Genomic DNA, 22,298 nt, shown 5'->3' on the forward strand with positions numbered 1-22,298 from the left:
GTTGATCGGCCTGATCAAAGTCCACCCGGATAATTCGGGCTTTCGCGGGTGATCGTGACGTCATGGGCGTGGCTTTCACGAAGTCCGGCGTTGGATATGCGCACAAAAGTGGCGCGGTCGCGGAAATCGGCAAGATCGCGACCGCCGACATAACCCATAGCGGCTTTCAGGCCGCCCGCAAGCTGGTGCAGTACGCCGGACACAGGTCCTTTGTAGGGAACCTGCCCTTCAATGCCCTCCGGAACCAGTTTCAGCGTGTCGCGGACCTCGGCCTGGAAGTAGCGATCGGCGGAGCCGCGGGCCATGGCGCCGACCGAGCCCATGCCGCGATAGGCCTTGAAGGAACGTCCCTGGTGCAGATAGACCTCGCCCGGGCTCTCGTCGGTGCCGGCGAGCAGCGAGCCGATCATGGCCGCACTGGCGCCGGCGGCGAGCGCCTTGGCGAGATCGCCCGAATATTTGATGCCGCCGTCGGCAATCACCGAGACGCCTGATTTGTGCGCCGTCTCGACCGCCGACATGATGGCCGAAAGCTGTGGCACGCCGACGCCGGCGACGATGCGGGTGGTGCAGATCGAGCCCGGGCCGATGCCGACCTTGACGGCGTCGGCGCCGGCATCGATCAGCGCCTGCGTGCCTTCTGCAGTGGCGACGTTGCCGGCCAGGATGCGCACCGAGTTGGACAGCTTCTTGGCGCGGGTGACGGCATCGAGCACCCGCTGCGAATGACCGTGCGCGGTGTCGATGACCAAGAGGTCGACGCCGGCATCGATCAGCCGCTCGGCGCGCTCGAAGCCGTCATCGCCAACGCTGGTGGCGGCGGCGGCGCGCAGGCGGCCCTGCGCATCCTTGGTGGCGTGCGGGTTGAGCTGCGACTTCTCGATGTCCTTGACGGTGATCAGGCCGACGCAATTGCCATTTTTGTCGACGACGACCAGCTTTTCGATGCGGTGCTGATGGAGCAGACGCTTGGCCTCGTCCTGGTCGACATTCTCTTTGACCGTGATCAGGTTCTCACGGGTCATCAGTTCGTAGACTTTTTGCGCAGGGTCGGAGGCGAAACGCACGTCGCGGTTGGTCAGGATGCCGATCAGGCGGCCGACCGTGTGGCCGCCCGCGCCGCCGTTCTCGACCACCGGAATGCCCGAGATCGAGTAGGTCCGCATCAGCGCCAGCGCGTCGGCGAGCGTGGCGTCGGGACCGATGGTAACGGGGTTCACCACCATGCCGGATTCGAATTTCTTCACCTGCCGCACCTGCTCGGCCTGCTCGGCCGGCGAGAAATTACGATGGATGACGCCAATACCGCCGGCCTGCGCCATTGCGATGGCGAGCCTCGCCTCGGTGACAGTATCCATGGCGGCAGAGAGAATCGGGACGTTGAGGTCGATGTCGCCGGCGATGCGGGTGCGGATGTCGGTCTCGCCGGGCATAACCTCGGAATGGCCGGGCTGCAGCAGCACGTCGTCAAAGGTCAGCGCCAGCGCGCCGGTGGACGTTTCGATGATTTTTGCCATGGCCAGCCCTCGGAATACAAAAAAGCGCTGGACCGTAATGGACAGCGCCGACTCGTTTCTTCCCTTTCAGGATTGGCGCTGGCTGGTAACACGTCGCGGCGCCGATGAAAAGCCGATCATTGCATTGTGATGCGGTCGGATCGCCCGGCGCATTCTGGCCTATTCGACGGGCTTTCCCAGGAATGCATCCAGCAACGCATGACGCCGCGATGCAAAAGGATCGACAACCGTTACACCGCCCCAGGTGAAGCCGTCCTGCAGGTCTTCCGAAAGCAGCAGCCGGCAACCCGTTTGTGAGGCGACGGAGAGAATGGTGGCATCCCAGATGCCGAAATGGTGATCGGTCGCGAGATCCGCTGCCATCATCATCACCTCGGGCGTAGTCCCGACAACCGGGAACGCATCGCGCCACCCGAGAAGAGCGTCACGGGCCTCGGCACGCGTTCTTCCGGCCTTGCGCACGAGAACGTTGAACAGTTCACCGAGCACCTGAACAGGGATGAAGGCAGCCTCTTGTTGAACGTCGCGGAGCAATTCGAGAACGATGTCGCGCTTCCCGGCGCCGTTGACGCCCTCCGCATAGGCAAGGATATTCGTGTCGAGCGCGACCTTCACCCCTCATCCTCGTAGAGCTCGTCGCGTGTCCAGCGTCCGGCATCGACGACGGGCTGGCGTTCCAGGCGCGACAGCAGCGTTGTGCGCGATCTGGAAGCCACGCCCTCGTGCCTGTCCGCAGGCACGATCCGCGCGACAGGCCGCCCGTGGCTGGTCACAACATAGCTTTGTCCTTCGCGGACACCGCGCAGGATGAGGGAGAATTTGCGGTTGGCATCGGCTGCAGAAACGGCTTCTTCCATGGTACGCTCATATAGTAGTTATATTCACTACAGTAGTGACGAGCGGCACCGTTCGCAAGCGATTCTTGGTTGCGTGGCCGCAGAGGTCCCCCGCGATGACGGTCTCATCTCCGGGTGTGATGGTATGCCGTTTCGAGAAGTGCCGTTTGGCACGGTCGCACAAAAGTGACAGCAAATTAATGCGACATCCGGACCGAGGCATGATAACCGCCCCTGGTGTCGGCTTGCCCCCGGTCGACGACACAGAAAATCAAGTCCGGACGCGTTTTGTGAACCGCACCATTCCGCTCATCCTGGCGGTCGCTCTTTTCATGGAAAACATGGATTCGACCGTCATCGCGACGTCGCTGCCGGCGATCGCCATCGACATCCACACCAGCCCGATCGCGCTCAAGCTGGCGCTGACGGCCTATCTGGTGTCGCTGGCGATCTTCATTCCGATCAGCGGCTGGATGGCGGATCGCTTCGGCGCCAAGAATGTCTTTCGCGCCGCGATCGCGGTGTTCATCGTCGGTTCGGTCGCTTGCGCGGTTTCCAATTCGCTGCCGGCCTTCGTCGTGTCGCGCTTCCTGCAAGGCATAGGTGGCGCCATGATGACGCCGGTCGGGCGGCTGGTGCTGGTGCGCGCGACGCCGAAGAGCGAGCTGGTCGCCGCCATGTCCTGGCTGACCGTTCCGGCGCTGGTCGGACCGCTTGTCGGGCCGCCGATCGGCGGCTTCATCACCACCTATTTCACCTGGCACTGGATCTTCCTGATCAACGTGCCGATCGGGCTCATCGGCATCTGGCTTGCCACGCGCTTCCTGCCGGAAACCGAAGCAACCGAGACGCCGCCGCTCGATTTCATCGGCTTCGTGCTGAGCGGACTGGCAGCGTCAGGCGTCGTCTTCGGCCTGTCGGTGGTCAGCTTGCCGGCGCTGCCGCCGCTTGCCGGCTTGATCACCGTGGCCGTCGGGCTGATCTCGGGCGCCCTCTATCTCCTGCACGCGCGCCGCGCCCAAAACCCACTGCTGGCGCTCGAGCTGTTCCGCAACCAGGTGTTCCGCTCCTCCGTGCTCGGCGGCTCGCTGTTCCGCATCGGCATCGGCGCGGTGCCGTTCCTGCTGCCGCTGATGTTCCAGATCGGCTTTGGGCTGACGCCGTTCCAGTCGGGCATGATCACCTTCGTCTCGGCGATCGGCGCCATCGGCATGAAATTCGTCACCGCGCTGATCTTCCGGGTGGCGGGGTTCCGCCGCGTGCTGATCGTCGGCTCGCTGGTGGCGGCGGCATCGATTGCCGTCTACGGCCTGTTCACGCCCGACACGCCCTATGTGCTGATGCTCGCCATGCTTTTGGTCGGCGGCTTCATCCGCTCGATGTTCTTCACCGGCGTCAATGCACTGGCCTATGCCGAGGTTGCGGCTGCCGACACCAGCAAGGCGACGCCCATCACCGCGGTTTTCCAGCAGTTGTCGATCGCGCTCGGCGTGGCCGTCGCGGGCGGCGTCCTGGAAGTGTCGACATCGATCCACGGCGGACCGCTGACGCTGGGTGATTTCCACATCGCCTTGTTCATCGTGGCGGCGATATCGGCGGCCGCATCGCTGTCGTTCATGCGGCTGGCGCCCGATGCCGGCAACGCCGTGTCGGGGCATGGCAGGCTGACGACGCCCAAGGTGCTGGAGCCGGTCAGCCCGCCGGGGAACTGATCCACGACTTCGTCATCCCAGGGTCTCCGCGACGTCGCTACGCTCCTGCTTCGCCCTGGGATGACGAAGGTGGGAGTTCTCGCCCTTTGAAATCCTTCGCCAGCAAATACAGCTCCACCGATTCATCCCGCGACGCCGGCGGCTTGACGTGGTGGACCGAGCGGAAATTCCGCTTGAGCATGGCGAGCAATTCGTTCTCGGCGCCGCCCTGAAAAGTCTTGGCGAGGAAATGGCCGCCGGGCTTCAGAACCGAAAGCGCGAAGTCCGCCGCCACCTCGCACAAATGCATGGTGCGGATATGGTCGGTCCGCTTGTGGCCGGTGGTGGGGGCGGCCATGTCGGAGAGCACGATATCAGGATCGCCGCCGAGCGCCTCGGCGAGTTTCTGCGGCGCCTCGGGGTCGAGGAAATCCATCAAAAGCACCGGCGCGCCGGGCACGGCATCCATTTCCAGATAGTCGATGCCGACGACATGCGGATTGTCAGCCGTGGACTTCGTCCGCGCCGCCGCAACCTGGCACCAGCCGCCGGGGGCGGCACCGAGGTCGATGACCTTCATGCCGGGTTTCAACAGATGGTGCTTGTCGTCGATCTCGATCAGCTTGTAGGCCGCGCGCGAGCGATAGCCATCAGCCTTGGAGCGCTGCACATAGGGGTCGTTGATATGGCGCTGCAGCCAGCGGCGCGACGATTCCTTGAGGCCGCTTTTCTTCTTGATCCGCGTCTTCAGGACGCGGATGCCGGATGAACCTGGCTTTTCCGGTTTCTTGCTCATTGCCGGCCGCGCCCATCGTTCCGCCAGACGCCGTCATCGGCCATCAGCTCGCTCAAGATGCCTTCGCGCAGGCCGCGGTCGGCGACGCGCAGCCGCTCGGACGGCCACACGGCCCGGATCGCTTCCAGTATGGCGCAGCCGGCGAGCACCAGGTCGGCGCGATCGGCGCCGATGCAGGGATTGGCGACGCGTTGCTGGAAATCCCAGCCGACCAGTTTTTCGACCATGCGGTCGACACTGTCGCGATCCATCCACAGCCCATCGACGCGGCGGCGGTCGTAGCGTTCGAGGTCGAGATGGACGCCGGCCAGCGTCGTCACCGTGCCGGAGGTGCCGAGCAGGTGGAAATTCGGACTGGCGAGCACATGTGCCAGCCGGTCGCGCCCGTCGAAGGCCTTCAGCCGGACCGCGACATCCTCGACCATAGCGGTGAAGATCTCGCGCGTCACGGTACGACCGCCAAAGCGCTCGGCCAGCGACACGACGCCGACGGGCAGCGAGGTCCAGGAGACGATGTGGTTGGCGAGCCGTGGCGAACGATGCCCGGTGAGGTCGATCAGCGCGATTTCGGAAGAGCCGCCGCCGATGTCGAACAGGACGACGCCTTGCGTGTCTCGCTCGACCAGCGAGCCGCAGCCCGATACCGCAAGCCGCGCCTCGGTCTGGCGGTCGATGATCTCGAGCTTCAGCCCCGCCTCGCGCTCGACGCGCTCGAGGAATTCGACGCCATTGTCAGCCGAGCGACAGGCTTCGGTGGCGATCAGCCTCGCCTTCCTGATCTTGCGGTTGCGCAGCTTGTCGCCGCAGACCTTCAGCGCCTCGACGGCGCGGTCCATGGCGGCCTGACCGAGGCGGCCATTGGCGGTGAGCCCCTCGCCCAGCCTGACGATGCGCGAAAAGGCATCGATAACCCGGAACTGGCCATGGCGCGTCGGCACCGCGACCAGCAGGCGGCAATTGTTGGTGCCGAGATCAAGCGCGGCGAACACCGGCAGTTCCTGCATCGGCGGCCGGCCGTGCTGCGGCCGGGCCGCTACCGGCGAAGGCGCGGCTTCGGGCTGACGGGTGACCGGCGCGACACTGGCGGCTGGCGCCGGTGCCTTCGCGGCAGGATTGTCGTCGCGGGCGAAAACCTTGCGGCCGCGCCGGCGCTTGCGCCGTTTTCTTGATTTGCCTTTCTGGTGCTGGGCCCCGCCCGCCTCATCAGCATGTCTGCTGCCTGGCCCCGCATGGCGATCGTGATGCCGCCCGGCGGATGGGCTTGCCTGACCTAGCGGCGTCGGCGATGCCCTGGACACGCCCACTGCCGGCGCACCAGCGCCGGTGTCGTGGTCTTCCACTTCAGTTCCTTCCGGCGCCGCGCGAACCGGAGACCGGACGCAGCAGGCGCTTAAATGTTTCAAGTTGCGGCCAGACTAACAGCGCCGGGCCGGATCACCAAGAGCGCACGCGGGTGAATTTTCGCGGCGCAATGCGCCGGCAGCGCTTGCCTGTTGAATAGCCGGCTTCAATCAGGCATGTCTGAAATCGAGGGCGGACTGGGAAAGAGATGCGGGGCCAAAGCCTGACGATGAGCTACGACGCATGAACTGGAGGCGCTATCTCTGGCCGGTCATCGGCATTGCGGCGGTCATCTTCTCGCTCCTGCTTTTGTGGCACGAGTTGCGCGGCATCTCGATCGACGATGTCTGGGACGGCATCGTCGCGATCCCGACGCGCGGCTGGCTGCTGGCAGGCTTGAGTTCCGTCATCGCCTATGCCTCGCTCGCCGGCTACGACCACATTGCGCTTTTGCATATCGGCAAGAAGGTTTCGTGGCTGTTCGTCACCTTCTGCTCCTTCACCACCTATGCGCTGTCGCACAATATCGGCGGTTCGGTGATCTCGGGCGCCGTGATCCGCTACCGCGCCTACGGCACAAGGGGGATCAGCGGCCAGGATGTCGGCGTACTCGTCGCCATCTGCTGGATCACGTTCGTGCTGTCCAGCCTGCTCGTGGGCGGCCTCGTGCTGGTGTTCGAACCCGAGATCATCGACCGTTTCTCCGGCGCCCCGCACCACGGTCTGGCGATCGCCGCCGGCCTCGCCATGCTGATCCTCGTCGGCGCCTATATCTTCGGCAGCTGGCTGCATCTGAAGCCGCTCAAGATCGGCAGCTTCCAGCTGCATTATCCGGCGCTGCCGATCGTGGCGCGGCAATTGCTGATCGGTCCGATCGAGCTTTTGGCGGCGGCAGCGATCATCTTCTTTGCCCTGCCCGCCGGCAACCCGGGCTATTTCGTCGTGCTCGGCGTCTTCCTGGTGTCGTTCTCGGTGGCGCAGATCTCGCATGCGCCGGGCGGGCTCGGCGTGTTCGAGGTGGTGTTCCTCGCCGGTCTGTCGCATATGGACCCGGTCGGCGTGCTGGCGGCGCTTCTGGTGTTCCGCCTGTTCTATCTGATCATCCCGCTGCTGATCGCGCTCTGTGTCGTGCTGTTCTTCGAACACTCGCAATACAGCCGGAGCGAGAGTTGAGGCGCGCTCGCGTCAATAGCTGAGCCGGAAGCGCCAAAAGGCAGCGATTGAAACGCAGCGCGGGGTTGACTATTTTCCGGCGGCGGCTACAAGGCAGCGCTCGCGGCACACAGCCGCCCGCTTCGCACGGTTCGTTACCGACCGCGCCTGCTGGGGAATAGGTTAACGGTAGACCCACGGACTCTGACTCCGTTAGTCCTGGTTCGAATCCAGGTTCCCCAGCCAAACAAAATCAAGCACTTAGCTATCAAATCCTGGCAAAAACCATGTTGCTAGCCCTGAAACGCGTAGCAACATAAGCCATTGATTTGTAAGGCGTGGTAATGAGCGGAGGCTGCGAATAGCTACATGCTTGGCAACATGGCGACATGAGAAAGCCCGCCGAAGCGGGCCTTGTCGTTGCGGTGTGGCGGTGCGTTAGGCAAAGCCCGTACCGAGCTAGCCCTCGGCCTTGAAGTTCTTGGCCGCCTCCTTGCCCTTAACTTTGCCGTGCTCCGCAACCAGGTCCTTCGCCTGCTTTGGGGACACGTCGGTTGTCTCCGCGATCTGCATTGCTTCCTTGTCTGATATGCGATTGTCCTTCTTGCCTTGCTTGGTGGCCATTTCGGAATCTCCTGATCATCGCCGGAGTAACGGACTCAGGCGCTTGTCCGTTCCAGGCCGTCTCGCAAGTTCTACCTATCCAAAATCTCCGTTCCGAGCTGGATCGTTCCAGCTTTCTCTGCGTTGGTTGACATCCCAACAAGGAGAAGCGCCATGGGCGACACACGGCACGAAAAAATTCAGCAACGGGCTTACGAAATCTGGGAGCGCGAAGGCGGCGTACATGGCGTCGACCAGCGGCAATGGCTGCAAGCAGAATCCGAAATCGATAGAGAGGAAGGTCTGCCCAAACCCCGCGAGATATCCAGCACAGACGTTTTGACGGTCGAAGCTCTGGCGATGCGCACCGGCATAACCGCCGAACAGGCCCAAGACCTTCTCGACCGGCTGGGTAACGACCGCGCCGCGATCGAAGAGGCCGCGCGGAGTTTGGCGTAGGGCAACGGAATTTCAGTAAATAGGAAGCAGAGCCTTGTTTCTAACACCTTTCACAGCCATATACCCGCTAGCAGCCAGTGACGGTCGGAACGTCCCTTCAGATAGTTGGAGAGGTTCCCCAGAGATCCAGGCAGCATTTGAGCCGATTGACGGCGCGGTGACCATGAATGTACCGGCACCACGCATAAGTCTCGGTAACGAAGGGAAGCGGGCGAGAGCCCGCTTTTTGTTGTGAAAAACCCCGCCGAAGCGGGGGTTCTGTCGTTCGCGGTGTGAGGGCCGGTTAGGCTGCGACTAACGCTTCACCTAGGATCATCAGTTCCGGCACCCCGCACTCCTCAAGGCGCCTCACCCCGTAAATTTCGTGTCCCTTGCCTGTGCGCGCCCGCGTCAGAACCTCGGACAGCATGGGCTGATCACGATGGGTTATCTTTGCTCCGATTTCGAACTTCCAAGATTCAGTATCAACTGTCTGCACCCCGTCCATCAAATTTCACCCCTTCTTTCCCCAAGCGGGCCCCCATTTCGGCCACGCTCAGAAACGATGCGCCACTGCTCAGTGGAAGTCAAAAGGATTTTGACCTAAGTATCTGATATAAAAGCAAAATATGCGTCTACACATTTTTCAAGCGGGAAACACATCGCCCGCTGTTTGGCCTATGGCGTTTACACAACTGCGCGTCGACATGACGCAGCGTAAAGACTCTGCTATCGCTTGGAGGTGCGGGCGGACCTGATTCTGCCTGGCCGGCGCCTTATCGGGCAACCTCCACCACGGCGCCGGCCATCTTCCTCTTGTTGAAATCGTCAAGCGCTCCCTTGCGAGTGCGGAGCTTGCGTTTAGAGGATGCCGGCGATTGCTGAATGCGTCGGGTCCGCTGCCGGGGAGACAGCGGACTCAAACTAGGGCCGAGAGGGGGCAAGGCCCTTTATGATCCCTATGCGGGGATCAGGGTGATAACACCGGGCGGGCACAAAACGTTCCGTCGGCTGAAAGATACATCCGGCCCGCTTGTGACAGCGCGCTAGCGATTGCCATCAGCACGAGGCCATATCTGCCTGTCGCCCAGCATTAAGCGGTAGCGCCGGTCCAGATGACGGATGACCTCGTTCGCTTCGGCCGTCGTGTAAAAGATGGCTATGCCTTCCACCGATTTGCCGTCGACGCGCTCAAGGCGATAAGCATCCTGCCGCGGAGTGTCTTTGTAGGCCAATGATAAACGCTCCCCAAGCGGGGCATTTTAGGCGCGTTTGATGAACATCAAAAGCCCTGCGGCATTAACCACTTGCACCGACAAGGCGGAGCCAAACCAATGTGCAAGGGTTACCCGCACATGGAACACTCCATTCAAGTCCGTCTCGCTTGAACCCAGGTTCCCAGCTCAATCCAGCGATGAAAGCTCAAGGCAAATGATCAGGCCGAGAGGTTTAGCCTGGACCTGGCCTTGGCTTTGAGGCTGCCTCGCCGTGCGATCAGCTGATTTGTCAGCACTTTCACGTCGATGGGTTCCGACATGAAAAACCCTTGGGCGCCGTGGCATCGTTCGGCGATCAGGAAAGCCAGCTGCCCTTCTGTTTCGACGCCTTCGGCCATGACGACCAGGCCAAGGGAATTGGCCAATGCAATGATCCCCCTGACCACGTCCTGCTTCTTCCCGGACGACTCCAGATCGTTCAGGAACGATCGATCTATCTTCAGGCGATTGAGGTCGAGGTCGGCAAGGTAGCCGAAACTCGAATATCCGGATCCGAAATCGTCGAGCGCCAGACTAACGCCGAGGTCTCGAATTTTCGACAAAGTGTCCAAGGCGTCCCTGCTGTGGATGAACACCCCTTCCGTTATTTCCAGCTGCAGGCGCGACGGCGGCAATCCGGTCCGCCGCAGCACGTCGACGAGGTGCGTGAAGAAAGCATCCTCCTGCAGACTCTTGCCCGAAGCATTCACCGCGCAGACGAAATCGTCGGCGGAAATCGACATCCAATGCGATGCCTGCGCGCAGGCCTTGCTCAGCATGATCTTGTCGATTTCCAGTATCAAATCACTCCGTTCCGCTGTCGGAATGAATGAGTCAGGCAAGCGCACCGCTCCCGAAACGCGGTCGCGCCAGCGGACCAGGGCTTCGGCGCCGATCATGCGCCCGGTCGCCAATTCGAATTGCGGTTGCCAGACCAGGAAGTACTCGTCGCCATTGAGCGCTCGCTTGATCGCCGCTTCCTCGCCAAGCTGCACGTCGATCTTGCTGAGCATCGCAGGCGAGTAGGTCACGAACCCCGAACGTCCCTCCGCTTTCGCGACATAAAGCGCGCTGTCTGCGTTGCGCAGCAAGGTGGAGATATCCGCACCATGGTCCGGGAAGGACGCCATGCCGATGCTGGCGCCGATGCGCACCTGGTGGCCGTCCAGATCGGCAAAGCGGTTCAACTGCTCGCGAAGACGATGTCCCAGATCCGCCGAGTGGCTATCCCCGATCGCCATGACGGCGAACTCGTCTCCGCCCAGACGGACGGCGGCCACTTCACCGGGACGTTCGACCGACTGCAGGGTTTCGGCAACGGCTCTCAGCAGCAGATCGCCGATGTGATGGCCGAACGTGTCGTTGACACTCTTGAAATGGTCGAGGTCTATCAGGAACAGCCGAAGTTCCTTGCCGGCCAGCCTCGCCCGCTCCAGCAGCCCGTCCCGGTTGGCAGACATCCAGGCGCGGTTCTTCAACTCCGTGGTCGCGTCTTGCCAGGCGAGGAATTCGAGTTTCCTGATCGTCTCACGACGACCGATCAGCAACACGGCGGTTCCTATCGCGAGCGCCGACAAGACGGTCAAGGCAAAGGCGATCTGGTAGTTGAACCTGTTCAGGTTCTTCTCCGCCGAATAGAGATCGACGTTAACTTCCTCCCCATATTTGTAGTATTCATCGTTCATGCGAGCGACAATCTGGTCGAGCTCGTTTCCCACCTCCTTCAGGCTCTTTTCGTCCAGAGGCACGCCGGCCGCAATGACGACGTCAAGCTGCTTCACCGCGTCGTTGACCCGCGGCACGATACCGGCATAGGCGGGGATTTCGCTGATGGTGTCGCCGCCGTCGATGCGCTCGAAGCGGATGTAGATCAGGTCGTTCGCGGTCGACAGGTGCTCGAGGCTTTCCGGTGATTTGGGAGCCGCCTGGGCAAGCGAAATCATGTCCCGTAGATGCGTCACGTCGCGTATTGCAATGTGAAACTCACGAATGGCGAAGAAGCCGAAACGCGGCATCGCGGACTCTATCCTGCTGATGCTCGTGAAGAGCACCGCGATCAGCGCGGCTGAGCAGATCGCTGCCGATGCCGCCGCGGTCGCGTAGGTTGCAGGAACCCGCCAGGCTGTGCCTCTAAACCACATGGCTGGACGTCGCGCTTGGGTTCAATTGGCTGGCGCAATCGTCTTTATCAACCAGATCCATCTCGGCTTGCGAACCGGCGTATCAAAGGCCGGATGGTCGTCGAGAGGGTAGATCAGCCGCGTGGGACCTTGCGTGCGCCTTGTCAGCAACTGGCCGTCCTGGCGCGTTGCAAGAAGAAGCGGACCTTCCGTCCAGTCTTCCTTCGGGATTGTCTGCACATAGTCGTCCTGCGCCCGCAGCACGACGGATCCCTCGCCGTCCAATCCGATCAGCTTGAGCACATCCCGGAACAGAACACCCTGAAACTTCAGTTGCCCCTTTTCAAAGGGACTTGGGGTGGAAACGCTGTAAAGGCCGAGCTTTTCAAGCTGCCGCAATGTGACCGGGATCGATTCCCCGTTCTTCTCAACCTTGAAGGCGACGGTGTCGGGCGGCTCCGGATATTTGGCTGGCTCCAGGGCGAATGCCGGCAACACGCCGATTGCGAAAACAACCAGCAGGATCAGGCTGCGACGAAAGGCGAATAATCTCCCTTTGAGCATCGACACAACGCAGTCCTTTCCATTTTATGGTCAGTACCAACCGTTGCCGGCTCGCCGATACTGTCGGCGGAACAGCCATCTTTCCATCGAATGATTGTTTTTCAGTTAGCTTTTGGTTTCACGCTGTCTTGCTGACTTGCGGCTGCAAGGCAGCGCTTGCAGCGTAAGCAGCCGCTTCGCAGGGTTCGTTGCCGCCCGGCTTTCGGCCCGGCACCGGCCGCCCCCAACAAGCAAACCGTCAAGCCGGCGAATATATTAGCGATCAACGATATATTAACGGCTGTGATGCAGCCTTTCGGCATTGGGGGCAGGAACCAACCTCCGATCGACGTTCCAGCACCCCTCTGGGCCGGGACGTTCGACCGATGCGGAGCAAAACGCATGAGTGTCGAAACAGCACTGGCACAGTTGCTGCGGATGATCCACTGCCGCGCCCTGACTTTGGCGGCGTTGCCGGACGATGAAAGAGATCTGCACTACGATCTCATCCGCCTGTCATGTTGCGGAGCCGCCGAACAGATTGGGCAAAGTCCCGACAAGGCCGCCGTCACTGCAAACAGTGTGGTTGAATTTACGCGCGCAATGGTCGGGGTCATTGAGGCAGGCCGCGGGCCAGACGCAGGGCGAAGCGCCAATTGGCCGCTGGGCGACAGTTCGACAGTTTGGCAGCCTGGGCGATCGCAGTAGGCGTAATCGCCGGTCGCCTCGCCCATGCCTGCCAGCCTCCAAAAAGGGCGACGCGTCACCAAGGCCCAGAGGCCTGCGCTGCGCCCCTTCACTCCGCCGCCTGCACCCGCCTCGCCTCGATAATCGCGCGGATTTCGGCGCGGCAGGAGCCGCAATTGGTGCCGGCCTTCAGCGTCTCACCGATGGAAGCGACGGTCGTGCAGCCGGCCGCCACCGCCGCCGCGATCTGATTGGCGCCAACGCTGAAGCAGGAGCAGACCGTGGCGCCGGCATCCGGCCGCTCGGCGCCGGCGCGGCCGGCGACGATGCGGAAGCGCTCGCGCTGGCCGGCATGGGTTTCTTCGAGCTGTTCGGCGGCCCAGCCACGCGACACCGCGACCGGGCCGGGGGCGACGAACAGCGCGCCTGCGAGGCGCTCGCCGTCGAAGGCGGCGATGCGATGCTGGCCGGCGTCGCGGTCGTGATAGGCAAGCATGTCGGGTGACGCGCCGAACAGCGCAGCGGCAAAGCCCGCCCAGTCGATGTCGTCGTCGGCGAAAGCCAGTTCGACCCGCCAGCCGCCCCGGCATTTGGCCACGGCCCAATAGGTCGCGGCAACCGGCGCCGGGCGTTGTCGCATAACCGCAAAGCCGAAGGCTTTGGCCGCGAACTTCTCGATGCGCACCGCGACATGTTTCAAAGCCGGCTGGCCGGAAACGGGATCGGTGAGCGACGCCGTCAGCGCGTCGAGCCGGCCCTTGGCGGCAAACTGGTCGGTCCAATGCATCGGCGCAAACAGGCTGCCCTGGCGTTGGCGCGATGTCACCAAGGCTCGCACGAGCACCTCGCCACGCGGGCTGGAGATACGCACGATGTCGGCATCGCCGATGCCGAAGTGCTGCGCATCCGCCGGGTGGATTTCGACGAAGGGTTCGGCGATGTGCTGGGATAGGCGCGGGCTTTTGCCGGTGCGCGTCATGGTGTGCCAGTGGTCGCGGACACGGCCGGTGTTGAGGATCAGCGGGAATTTTTCGTCCGTGCGGGTTTCTGCGACGGGGCGAATGGGGATGAAGCGCGCCCTGCCGTCGGGCGTGTAGAAGTTGCCGTTGGCGAAGAAGCGGGTGGAAGGACTACGCGCTGCCTGACCATCCTTCTCTGGCCATTGGAAAGGCGCCAGCGCGTCGTATTCCTCCGCATCGATCCCGGCATAAGCACCAATATCAAAGTCCCGCGCACCGTCATTCTCATACGCCGAGAGCGCTGCGTGCTCCGCAAAAATCTCCGCCGGCGTTGCATGGGCAAACCACTCGCCAAACCCCATCAGCCTCGCTACCTCGGCGACGATCCACCAGTCCGGCCGCGCCTCACCGGGCGCGGGCAAAAAGGCCCGCTGGCGCGAGATGCGGCGCTCGGAATTGGTGACGGTGCCGTCCTTCTCGCCCCAGGCGGTTGCGGGCAGCCGGACATGGGCGTGGCGGACCGTGTCGGTGCTAGCCAGAACGTCCGAGACCACGACAAAGGGACAAGCCTTGATCGCCGCTTCGACGGCATCGGCATCCGGCATGGAATCGACCGGATTGGTGGCCATGATCCACAGCGCCTTGATGCGCCCATCGCCCACCGCCTTGAACATGTCGACCGCTTTCAGACCGGGTTGTTCGGCCATAGAAGGCGCGTTCCAGAAGCGGCGCACGCGCGCTCGATGCGCGGGGTTTTCGATCTCCATATGGGCAGCGAGCATGTTGGCCATGCCGCCGACCTCGCGGCCGCCCATGGCGTTGGGCTGGCCGGTGACCGAAAACGGCCCTGCCCCGGGCTTGCCGATGCGCCCGGTGGCGAGATGGCAGTTGATGATGGCGTTCACCTTGTCGGTGCCCGAGGACGACTGGTTCACCCCCTGGCTATAGACGGTGACGGTTTTTTCCGTCCGGGCAAATAGGCTGTAGAAGCGGCCAAGCTCGTCCTCGCTGAGGCCCGTGGCTTCCGCGACGCCGGCAAGGTCGAGGTTCGAGGCGGCGAAAAGGGCCCGGTCGAAGCCGGTCGTGTGCTCGGTGATATAGGCGCGGTCCAGCGCATTGTGCTGGCCAAGATAGGCGAGCAGCCCGGTGAACAAGGCCACGTCGCCGTCCGGCGCGATCGCCAGATGCATGTCGGCGATGTCGGCGGTCATGGTGCGGCGCGGGTCGACCAGCACGATCTTCATCTCCGGCCGCTTTTCGCGCGCCGCCGCGATGCGCTGGTAGAGTACCGGATGGCACCAGGCGAGGTTGGAGCCGACCAGCACGATGAGATCGGCAAGCTCGAGATCCTCGTAGGTTCCCGGCACCGTGTCGGAACCGAAGGCGCGGCGGTGGCCGGCGACCGAAGAGGCCATGCAGAGCCGCGAATTGGTGTCGATGTTGGCCGAGCCGACAAACCCCTTCATCAGCTTGTTGGCAACGTAATAGTCCTCGGTCAGCAACTGCCCGGAGACATAGAAGGCGACCGAATCCGGGCCATGCTCGGCGATGGTCTGCGAAAAAGTCGAAGCGACGCGGTCGAGCGCCTCGTCCCAGCGGACGCGGCGGCCGTCGATCTCCGGATGGAGCAGCCTGCCGTCGAGGTCGATGGTCTCGGCAAGGGCGGAGCCCTTCGAGCAGAGCCGGCCGAAATTCGCCGGATGGTCAGGATCGCCGCGGACCGACACTTGCCCGTCCGCGGCGACCTTCGCCAGCACGCCGCAACCCACCCCGCAATAGGGGCAGGTGGTCCTCACCTCGCGCGCTGCGTCGATCTCCATGATTTCAGGCCGCGCGGCTGGCCAGCGCTTCCAGCGCGATGAACAGACGCTCGCCATCGATGCGCACCGGGATGGTGCGCACAACGCCCTCATCGGCGCCGAGCGCCTTGCCCGTTTCCAGCGAGATCACCCAATTGTGCAGCGGACAGGTCACCGCCGCGCCGTGGACGATGCCCTGGCTGAGCGGCCCGCCCTTGTGCGGGCAATGGTCGTCGATGGCGTAGACCTGATCGTCCGCGGTGCGGAAAACGGCAATTTTGCCCTCGGGCGTAGCAACGCAGCGCGCACCGCGCCGGGGGATGTCGGAGAGCGTGCCGATAGCGATCCAGTTCATCATGCTCACTCCGCTGCCTCGGCGAACCCGACCGATGCCATCGGCCGGAATTCGTGCTTGTCCTTGCCGGAGACGCGCTCCGACCACGGGTCGACCTGGGCGAATTTCTGCGAGAAGACGAAGCGCTCGTAATAGGCCTTGCGCTTCTCGCCATCGTCCATGATCTGGCGCTTGATCTCGGGGATGCCGATGCGCTTGGCCCATTTGTAGATGCGCTCGAGATAGCGGCCCTGCTCGCGGTACATCTGCGTCAGCGCCACGATATGCTCCAGCGCCTCGTCCTCTGTCCTGACCAGGCCGAGCACTTCGGTGCCCTTGATGTCGAGGCCGGCGGCTCCGGCGAAATGGATCTCGTAGCCGCTGTCGACGCAGATGACGCCGACATCCTTGCAGGTCGCCTCGGCGCAGTTTCGCGGGCAACCCGACACCGCCATCTTGACCTTGGCCGGTGTCCACGAGCCCCACATGAACTTCTCGATGCGGATGCCGAGACCCGTCGAATCCTGCGTGCCGAAGCGGCACCAGTCGGAACCGACGCAGGTCTTCACCGTGCGCAGGCCCTTGGCGTAGGCATGGCCGGAGACGAAGCCGGCCTGGCCGAGATCGGCCCACACCGCAGGCAGGTCTTCCTTGCGGATGCCCAGCATGTCGATGCGCTGGCCGCCGGTGACCTTGACCATCGGGATCTCGAACTTGTCGACCACGTCGGCGATGGCGCGCAGCTCGGAGGCGCTGGTCACGCCGCCCCACATGCGCGGCACCACCGAATAGGTGCCGTCCTTCTGGATGTTGGCGTGGACGCGCTCGTTGATGAAGCGCGACTGATAGTCGTCGGCGTAGTCGTTCGGCCAGTCGCAGACGAGGTAGTAGTTGAGCGCCGGCCGGCATTTGGCGCAGCCGCAGGAGGTTCTCCATTCCAGCTCCTGCATGACGGCCGGAATGGTCTTCAGGCCCTTGGCCTTGATCAGCCGGCGGACCTCGTCATGGCCGAGCGTGGTGCAGCCGCACATCGGCTGCACGGCGGCCGGGTTGTAGTTGTCGCCGATGGTCAGCACCATCAGCTTCTCGACCAAGCCGGTGCAGGAGCCGCAGGAGGCAGACGCCTTGGTGTGCGCGCGCACATCGTCGAGTGAGGTCAGGCCCTTGGCCGTGATCGCGCCGGTGATCTTTCCCTTGCAAACGCCGTTGCAGCCGCAGATTTCCGCATCATCCGGCAAGGCTGCAACGGCCGCCATAGGGTCCAGCGGGGCACCCCCCTGGTAGGACTGGCCGAAAATGAGCGTGTCGCGCATCTCCGATATGTCGGTCTGCTTCTTCTTCAAATCATTGAACCAGGCGCCGTCGGCCGTCTCGCCATAGAGCACGGTGCCGATGATGCGGTCGTCCTTCAGCACTAGGCGCTTGTAGACACCGGCCGCAGCGTCGCGCAGCACGATCTCCTGGCGGTCCTCGCCCTCGGCGAAGTCTCCCAGCGAGAACAGTTCGATGCCGGTGACCTTGAGCTTCGTCGGCGTGTCCGAATGGACGAAGGCCGCAGCCTCGTCGCCGGCAAGCTGGCTGGCCGCGACACGCGCCATCTCGTAGAGCGGTGCCACCAGCCCGTAGACCATGCCGTTGACCTCGGCGCATTCGCCGAGCGCGAAGATGTCGGGGTCGTTGCTGCGCATGCCGGCATCGACGACGATGCCGCGGTTGACGGCGATGCCAGCCTCCTTGGCCAGCGCCGCGTTCGGCCGGATGCCGACCGCCATCACCACCAGCGTCGCCGGGATTACGGTGCCATCGGCAAGTTCCACCTGTTCGACCTTGCCGTTGCCAGTGATCGCCTGGGTATTGGCCTTGGTGATGACCTTGATGCCGCGCTCTTCCACGGCGCGCTGCAGGAGGTAGCCAGCGGCCGGATCGAGCTGCCGCTCCATCAGCGTCGGCATGACATGCAGCACGGTGACGTCCATCCCTTGCGCGTTGAGACCGGCCGCGGCTTCGAGCCCGAGCAGGCCGCCGCCAATGACCACGGCCTTGGCCCGCGACTGGGCGGCAAGCATCATCGCGCGGACGTCGTCTAGGTCGCGATAGGTCAGCACGCCCGGCAGATTGTGGCCCGGCACCGGGATGATGAACGGCACCGAGCCGGTGGCGATGACCAGCTTGTCGTAGGGCTCGGTCACGCCGTGATCAGAGGTGACGGTCTTGGCCTGCCGGTCGATGGCGACGATCTTGTGGCCCTTGTAGAGGGTGATGCCGTGCTTGATGTACCAGCCATCGCCATGGATGATGATCTCCTCATAATCCTTTTCGCCCGACAGAACCGGCGACAGCATGATGCGGTCGTAGTTCACGCGCGGCTCGGCGTTGAAGATGGTGACCTGGTAGCGGTCTGGCGCCTTTTCCAGCAGATGCTCCAGCATGCGCCCGGGGGCCATGCCGTTACCGATGATGACGAGTTTTTCGGTCATATTCCTGATCCGCTCCAGTCTCACTCAGCCGCGTAGGAAAGGGCTGAAGTTTCGGCAGATGCCGCGCGCTCCATCCGCCGGATGGAGACGTGCATCCAGGCAAAGCAGGTGGCGACGATGACGAAGAGCAGCATGAAGCAGCTCGACCATACGCCCGTGAGGTCGTTGAGGGCGCCGAAGGCGATCGGCAGGACAAAGCCGCCGAGCCCGCCGATCATGCCGACAACGCCGCCGACCGCGCCGACGCTGCCTGGATAATAGGCCGGAATGTGCTTGTAGACGGCGGCCTTGCCCAGGCTCATGAAGAAGCCGAGTATCGAGGCGACGGCGATGAAGGCGACCGGCCCGATGGCGAAGTGGAAGGGGATCGGCCCGCTGATGCCGTGAACGACATAGTCGGCCGACGGCAGCGACAGGATCAGCGTGGCGACGGACGACACAGCGAAGGTCCAGTAGAGCACGGTGCGAGCGCCGATCCGGTCGGAGAGCACGCCGCCATAGGCGCGGAAGATGCTTGCCGGGATCGAATAGGCAGCGCCGATCATGCCGGCTGTCGCCAGCCCGAAGCCGTAGACCCCGATCAGGTAGCGCGGCAACCACAGCGACAGCGCGACGAACGCACCGAAGGCGAAGAAATAGTAGAAGGCGAAGCGCCAGACCTGCAGGTTCTTCAGCGGCGCGAATTCCTGCCAGAAGCTTCTCGCGGGCGCCGCCTTGCCGGCGCGGCGCTCACGGATGACCGGATCGTCGCTGGTAGTGAACCAGAAGACGACGGCCATGACGACGAGTGCCGCCGCCCAGATCAGCGCGACCGACTGCCAGCCCCAGGAGAGAAGCACGAACGGAGCCAGGAACTTGGTGACCGCGGCCCCGACATTGCCGACACCGAAGATGCCGAGGGCCGTGCCCTGCTTGCCGGCGGGGAAGAAGCGCGAGACATAAGCGACGCCGACAGCGAAGGAGCCACCGGCGAGCCCGACGCCGAGCGCGGCGACTAGCATCTGCCCGTAGGTGTGCGCAAAGGCGAGCAGGAAGGTCGCGACCGCCGCCGCAAGCATGGTCGCGGTGTAGACCAGCCGTCCGCCAAAACGGTCGGTCCAGACGCCGAGCACCATGCGCACGAGCGAACCGGTGAGGATCGGCGTGCCGACGAGCAGGCCGAACTCCGTCTCGTTCAGCCCCAGTTCCTGCTTTATGCGGACGCCGATGATTGAAAAGATCGTCCACACCGCGAAGCAAATAGTAAAGGCGATGGTGGACATCATGAGCGCCTGCCTGGGGGCACTATCCTGGCTGGGCGCGGCTGGGAGATTTGCGGTCATTTCAGGCTCCGGTTTGCGGCGTGGGAGGCACCGCCCTTGTCTGTTCGTTCGCGATTGTCAGCGGCGCGGCATCGGCGAGCTGGATGAAACCGAGCTCTGCGAGGTCACCGCGGGACCCTTGCCGTCTGTCTTGGCGCCTGCGGGAAAGAGGAGGAGCGCGGCGGTGAACAGTGCTGCCGTCAGCGCGCTGCTGGCCAGAAAATCGCGGCGCGTGAAGTCCGCGAGGGACGCGCCATTTCCGATCCGTTTCGTCATCGTCGTCTCCGTTGGGCGCCGCTTGGGACCAGCGCCGTCGATTGCGTGTTCGGTCAAAACAAAAAAGCTGCCGGCCAGGCCTCGCGCGTCCGCCCATCGGGATCGCGTGTTGACCTGAGCGGCAGCTTTGCCTGTGGCGCCCGTCATTGGACGCCGTGTCTCTTGGCCCATGCGGGCCTGCATTCTGAAAAGCAGGAAGCGTGCCAATTCGACAGCGCGCTGGATTATCGAATGAACTCAATGCGAAGCCGCAGCAACGCGACTTTTCAAGCCCGGCTGCGGATCAAAGATTAGTCAGAATGCCTTGCACGGCAGCATAATATTTGTGCAATGCGGTATATCGCCTATTGCCGATGCAGATTCCCCATTGCCGATGATCGGTCATGGCCCTACTCCGCGGCTTCGACGAAGCGGTGGCGTTCGTAGAGGAACTTCAGCACCGCCTCGCGGCAGCGCAGGAAGGTGCGATCGGAAGAGAGCTCGACGCGGCGGCGCGGCCGGACCAGCGGCACGGCAAGCACCTCGCCGATGGTCGCCGCCGGACCGTTGGTCATCATGACGATGCGGTCGGAGAGCAGCACCGCCTCGTCGACATCATGGGTAATCATGATCGTCGTCGAGCCAAGCCTGGAATGGATGTCCATCACCGCATCCTGCAGATGGGCGCGGGTCAGCGCGTCGAGCGCGCCGAAGGGCTCGTCGAGCAGCAGGATCTTCGGCTCCATGGCCAGCGCCCGCGCAATGCCGACGCGCTGCTTCATGCCGCCAGAAATCTCGGCCGGTCGCTTGTCCCTGGCATGCGCCATCTGCACGAGGTCGAGATTGCGCATGATCCAGTCATGGCGCTCGGCTCTGGTCCTGGTCGAGCCGAAGACCTTCGACACCGCCAGGTTGATGTTCTCGTAGACGGTGAGCCACGGCAGCAGCGAGTGGTTCTGGAACACCACGGCGCGCTCCGGTCCGGGGCTGTCGACTTCCTTGTCCTCGAGCAGCACAGCGCCGGCGGAGACCTTGGTCAGCCCGGCGATCAGGTTGAGCAAGGTCGACTTGCCGCAGCCGGAATGGCCGATGATGGAGACGAATTCACCCTTGTCGATGGTCAGCCGAATGTCTTTCAGCACCTCGCTGACCTGGCCACCGCGGGCAAAGGATTTGTCGATATGGTCGAGCTTCAGATAGGCCGTCATCGCCCCTCTCCTCACTTTGCCGTTGTGCCGCGGGTGACGAAGGCGCCGACCGCCGCGACCAGCCGGTCGAGGCAGAAGCCGGTGACGCCGATGTAAGCGAGCGCGACGATGATGTCGGGCAGGCGCGACGAGTTCCACGCGTCCCAGATGAAGAAGCCGATGCCGACGCCGCCGGTCAGCATTTCGGCGGCGACGATGGCGAGCCAGGACAAGCCGATGCCGATCCGCAGACCCGTGAAGATGTAGGGGGCCGCCGCCGGCACCATGATCTTGATGAAGAACTCGATCTGGTTGAGCCGCAGGATACGGGCGACGTTGCGGTAGTCCTCGGGGATGTTGCGGACGCCGACGGCGGTGTTGATGATGATCGGCCAGATCGAGGTGATGAAGATGACGAAGATCGCCGACGGGCTGGAATCGCGGAACGCCGCCAGCGACAGCGGCAGCCAGGCGAGCGGCGGCACGGTGCGCAGGATCTGGAACACCGGGTCGAGGCCGCGCATCGCCCAGATGGACTGGCCGACCAGGGCACCCAGCGCGACGCCGACGACAGCCGCGAGGCCGAAGCCGATGGCGACCCGCTGCAGTGAGATCAGCACCCGCCAGGCGAGCCCGATATCCTGCGGGCCGTTGTCGAAGAACGGATGTGCGATCAGGTCGTAGGCCTCGTTCCACACCTGGCTCGGCGGCGGCAGGCTGGCGGTCGGCGACGAGCAGGCGACCTGCCAGACGACGAGCATGAGGACGATGACGACGGCAGGCGGCACCAGCGTGCTGGCCAATTTGCTCACGATCGCAAGCGGATCGACACGGCGCCGCGCCTTGGAGGCGAAAGCGATCACCTTCGACGGCTCGGCCGGCGCTGGAAACGCCTTCACCTTGGTGTCCTCGATGGCTTGAATTGACATGTCTTCGCAAAACTCCGTGGTCGGATCTGGCGACAAGCGGCGGTGACGCCGCTTGCGTTTGCGACAACGGCGCGCAG

At 63.4% G+C, this 22,298-nt stretch carries 21 protein-coding genes and 1 tRNA gene; 6 read left to right on the plus strand and 16 right to left on the minus strand.

Annotation, left to right across the window (positions count from 1 at the left end; translation table 11 throughout):
* Positions 1–14: 14 nt before the first annotated feature.
* A complete protein-coding gene (guaB, locus tag AC04SI_RS12400; RefSeq protein WP_404277628.1) occupies positions 15–1,517 on the minus strand; it encodes an IMP dehydrogenase in 1,503 nt (500 codons plus the stop codon).
* On the opposite strand from guaB, the gene AC04SI_RS12405 reads away from it, so the two are divergent.
* Positions 1,504–1,647 carry a hypothetical protein gene (locus AC04SI_RS12405; protein WP_404277626.1) on the plus strand — a complete coding sequence of 48 codons (144 nt, stop codon included), beginning with the start codon at positions 1,504–1,506 and terminating at the stop codon, positions 1,645–1,647. The two genes, guaB and AC04SI_RS12405, sit on opposite strands and share 14 nt — an antisense overlap.
* Positions 1,648–1,676: 29 nt before the next feature.
* Here AC04SI_RS12405 and AC04SI_RS12410 read toward each other — a convergent pair whose 3' ends face one another.
* Both AC04SI_RS12410 and AC04SI_RS12415 read right to left on the minus strand, forming a co-directional pair.
* Positions 1,677–2,132, minus strand: a complete 456-nt coding sequence (locus AC04SI_RS12410) for a PIN domain-containing protein (protein ID WP_404277624.1) — start codon at positions 2,130–2,132, stop codon at positions 1,677–1,679.
* A complete protein-coding gene (locus AC04SI_RS12415; protein WP_488474269.1) occupies positions 2,129–2,374 on the minus strand; it encodes a type II toxin-antitoxin system prevent-host-death family antitoxin in 246 nt (81 codons plus the stop codon). The genes AC04SI_RS12410 and AC04SI_RS12415 overlap by 4 nt, the downstream gene beginning before the upstream one ends.
* A 269-nt stretch (positions 2,375–2,643) precedes the next feature.
* On the opposite strand from AC04SI_RS12415, the gene AC04SI_RS12420 reads away from it, so the two are divergent.
* Complete coding sequence (locus AC04SI_RS12420) at positions 2,644–4,065, plus strand: MFS transporter (protein ID WP_488474270.1); 1,422 nt, start codon at positions 2,644–2,646, stop codon at positions 4,063–4,065.
* A gap of 37 nt (positions 4,066–4,102) precedes the next feature.
* On the opposite strand, the gene AC04SI_RS12425 is transcribed toward AC04SI_RS12420, so the two are convergent.
* Together AC04SI_RS12425 and AC04SI_RS12430 are read right to left on the minus strand one after the other, a co-directional pair.
* Positions 4,103–4,840 (minus strand): RlmE family RNA methyltransferase, encoded by a 738-nt coding sequence (locus AC04SI_RS12425; protein WP_488474271.1) that lies wholly within the window; start codon positions 4,838–4,840, stop codon positions 4,103–4,105.
* Positions 4,837–6,180: a Ppx/GppA phosphatase family protein gene (locus AC04SI_RS12430; protein ID WP_404277616.1), complete on the minus strand. Its 1,344-nt coding sequence runs from the start codon at positions 6,178–6,180 to the stop codon at positions 4,837–4,839. The genes AC04SI_RS12425 and AC04SI_RS12430 overlap by 4 nt, the downstream gene beginning before the upstream one ends.
* Before the next feature lie 244 nt (positions 6,181–6,424).
* On the opposite strand from AC04SI_RS12430, the gene AC04SI_RS12435 reads away from it, so the two are divergent.
* Positions 6,425–7,354 carry a lysylphosphatidylglycerol synthase domain-containing protein gene (locus tag AC04SI_RS12435; protein ID WP_404277614.1) on the plus strand — a complete coding sequence of 310 codons (930 nt, stop codon included), beginning with the start codon at positions 6,425–6,427 and terminating at the stop codon, positions 7,352–7,354.
* A 151-nt stretch (positions 7,355–7,505) separates the two neighbouring features.
* Positions 7,506–7,579: transfer RNA gene (locus tag AC04SI_RS12440), tRNA-Gln, on the plus strand.
* 213 nt (positions 7,580–7,792) lie between these two features.
* Here the strand turns inward: AC04SI_RS12440 and AC04SI_RS12445 are convergent.
* Positions 7,793–7,957, minus strand: coding sequence for a hypothetical protein (locus AC04SI_RS12445; RefSeq protein ID WP_404277612.1), 165 nt, complete (start codon positions 7,955–7,957; stop codon positions 7,793–7,795).
* Positions 7,958–8,110: 153 nt separating this feature from the next.
* On the opposite strand from AC04SI_RS12445, the gene AC04SI_RS12450 reads away from it, so the two are divergent.
* Positions 8,111–8,395: a DUF2934 domain-containing protein gene (locus tag AC04SI_RS12450; protein ID WP_404277610.1), complete on the plus strand. Its 285-nt coding sequence runs from the start codon at positions 8,111–8,113 to the stop codon at positions 8,393–8,395.
* 1,025 nt (positions 8,396–9,420) lie between these two features.
* On the opposite strand, the gene AC04SI_RS12455 is transcribed toward AC04SI_RS12450, so the two are convergent.
* The 3 genes from AC04SI_RS12455 to AC04SI_RS12465 all read right to left on the minus strand — a co-directional run bounded on the left by AC04SI_RS12455 (position 9,421) and on the right by AC04SI_RS12465 (position 12,314).
* The gene (locus AC04SI_RS12455; RefSeq protein WP_404277608.1) at positions 9,421–9,609 is read right to left on the minus strand and encodes a hypothetical protein; all 189 of its coding nucleotides are present in this window, start codon (positions 9,607–9,609) and stop codon (positions 9,421–9,423) included.
* Positions 9,610–9,809: 200 nt separating this feature from the next.
* Positions 9,810–11,573, minus strand: a complete 1,764-nt coding sequence (locus AC04SI_RS12460; RefSeq protein ID WP_488474272.1) for a putative bifunctional diguanylate cyclase/phosphodiesterase — start codon at positions 11,571–11,573, stop codon at positions 9,810–9,812.
* A 219-nt stretch (positions 11,574–11,792) separates the two neighbouring features.
* Positions 11,793–12,314, minus strand: coding sequence for a putative pterin-binding protein (locus tag AC04SI_RS12465; RefSeq protein ID WP_404277948.1), 522 nt, complete (start codon positions 12,312–12,314; stop codon positions 11,793–11,795).
* 381 nt (positions 12,315–12,695) lie between these two features.
* Here AC04SI_RS12465 and AC04SI_RS12470 point away from each other — a divergent pair, with 381 nt between their 5' ends.
* Positions 12,696–13,001 carry a hypothetical protein gene (locus tag AC04SI_RS12470; RefSeq protein ID WP_006205931.1) on the plus strand — a complete coding sequence of 102 codons (306 nt, stop codon included), beginning with the start codon at positions 12,696–12,698 and terminating at the stop codon, positions 12,999–13,001.
* An 88-nt stretch (positions 13,002–13,089) separates the two neighbouring features.
* On the opposite strand, the gene AC04SI_RS12475 is transcribed toward AC04SI_RS12470, so the two are convergent.
* The 7 genes from AC04SI_RS12475 to ntrB all read right to left on the minus strand — a co-directional run bounded on the left by AC04SI_RS12475 (position 13,090) and on the right by ntrB (position 22,221).
* Complete coding sequence (locus AC04SI_RS12475; RefSeq protein WP_404277604.1) at positions 13,090–15,759, minus strand: nitrate reductase; 2,670 nt, start codon at positions 15,757–15,759, stop codon at positions 13,090–13,092.
* A gap of 4 nt (positions 15,760–15,763) precedes the next feature.
* Entirely contained in the window at positions 15,764–16,093 is a 330-nt protein-coding gene (nirD, locus tag AC04SI_RS12480) for a nitrite reductase small subunit NirD (protein ID WP_192182668.1), read from the minus strand.
* 5 nt (positions 16,094–16,098) lie between these two features.
* Positions 16,099–18,549: a nitrite reductase large subunit NirB gene (gene nirB, locus AC04SI_RS12485; RefSeq protein WP_404277601.1), complete on the minus strand. Its 2,451-nt coding sequence runs from the start codon at positions 18,547–18,549 to the stop codon at positions 16,099–16,101.
* Positions 18,550–18,569: 20 nt separating this feature from the next.
* Positions 18,570–19,871, minus strand: a complete 1,302-nt coding sequence (locus AC04SI_RS12490) for an MFS transporter (protein ID WP_404277599.1) — start codon at positions 19,869–19,871, stop codon at positions 18,570–18,572.
* 57 nt (positions 19,872–19,928) lie between these two features.
* On the minus strand, positions 19,929–20,126 hold the full coding sequence (locus AC04SI_RS12495; RefSeq protein ID WP_404277597.1) for a hypothetical protein: 198 nt from the start codon (positions 20,124–20,126) through the stop codon (positions 19,929–19,931).
* 389 nt (positions 20,127–20,515) lie between these two features.
* Positions 20,516–21,313: an ABC transporter ATP-binding protein gene (locus AC04SI_RS12500; RefSeq protein WP_404277595.1), complete on the minus strand. Its 798-nt coding sequence runs from the start codon at positions 21,311–21,313 to the stop codon at positions 20,516–20,518.
* An 11-nt stretch (positions 21,314–21,324) separates the two neighbouring features.
* Entirely contained in the window at positions 21,325–22,221 is an 897-nt protein-coding gene (gene ntrB, locus AC04SI_RS12505; protein WP_404277592.1) for a nitrate ABC transporter permease, read from the minus strand.
* Positions 22,222–22,298: the final 77 nt, after the last annotated feature.

This window comes from Mesorhizobium sp. CNPSo 4689 (assembly GCF_057784325.1).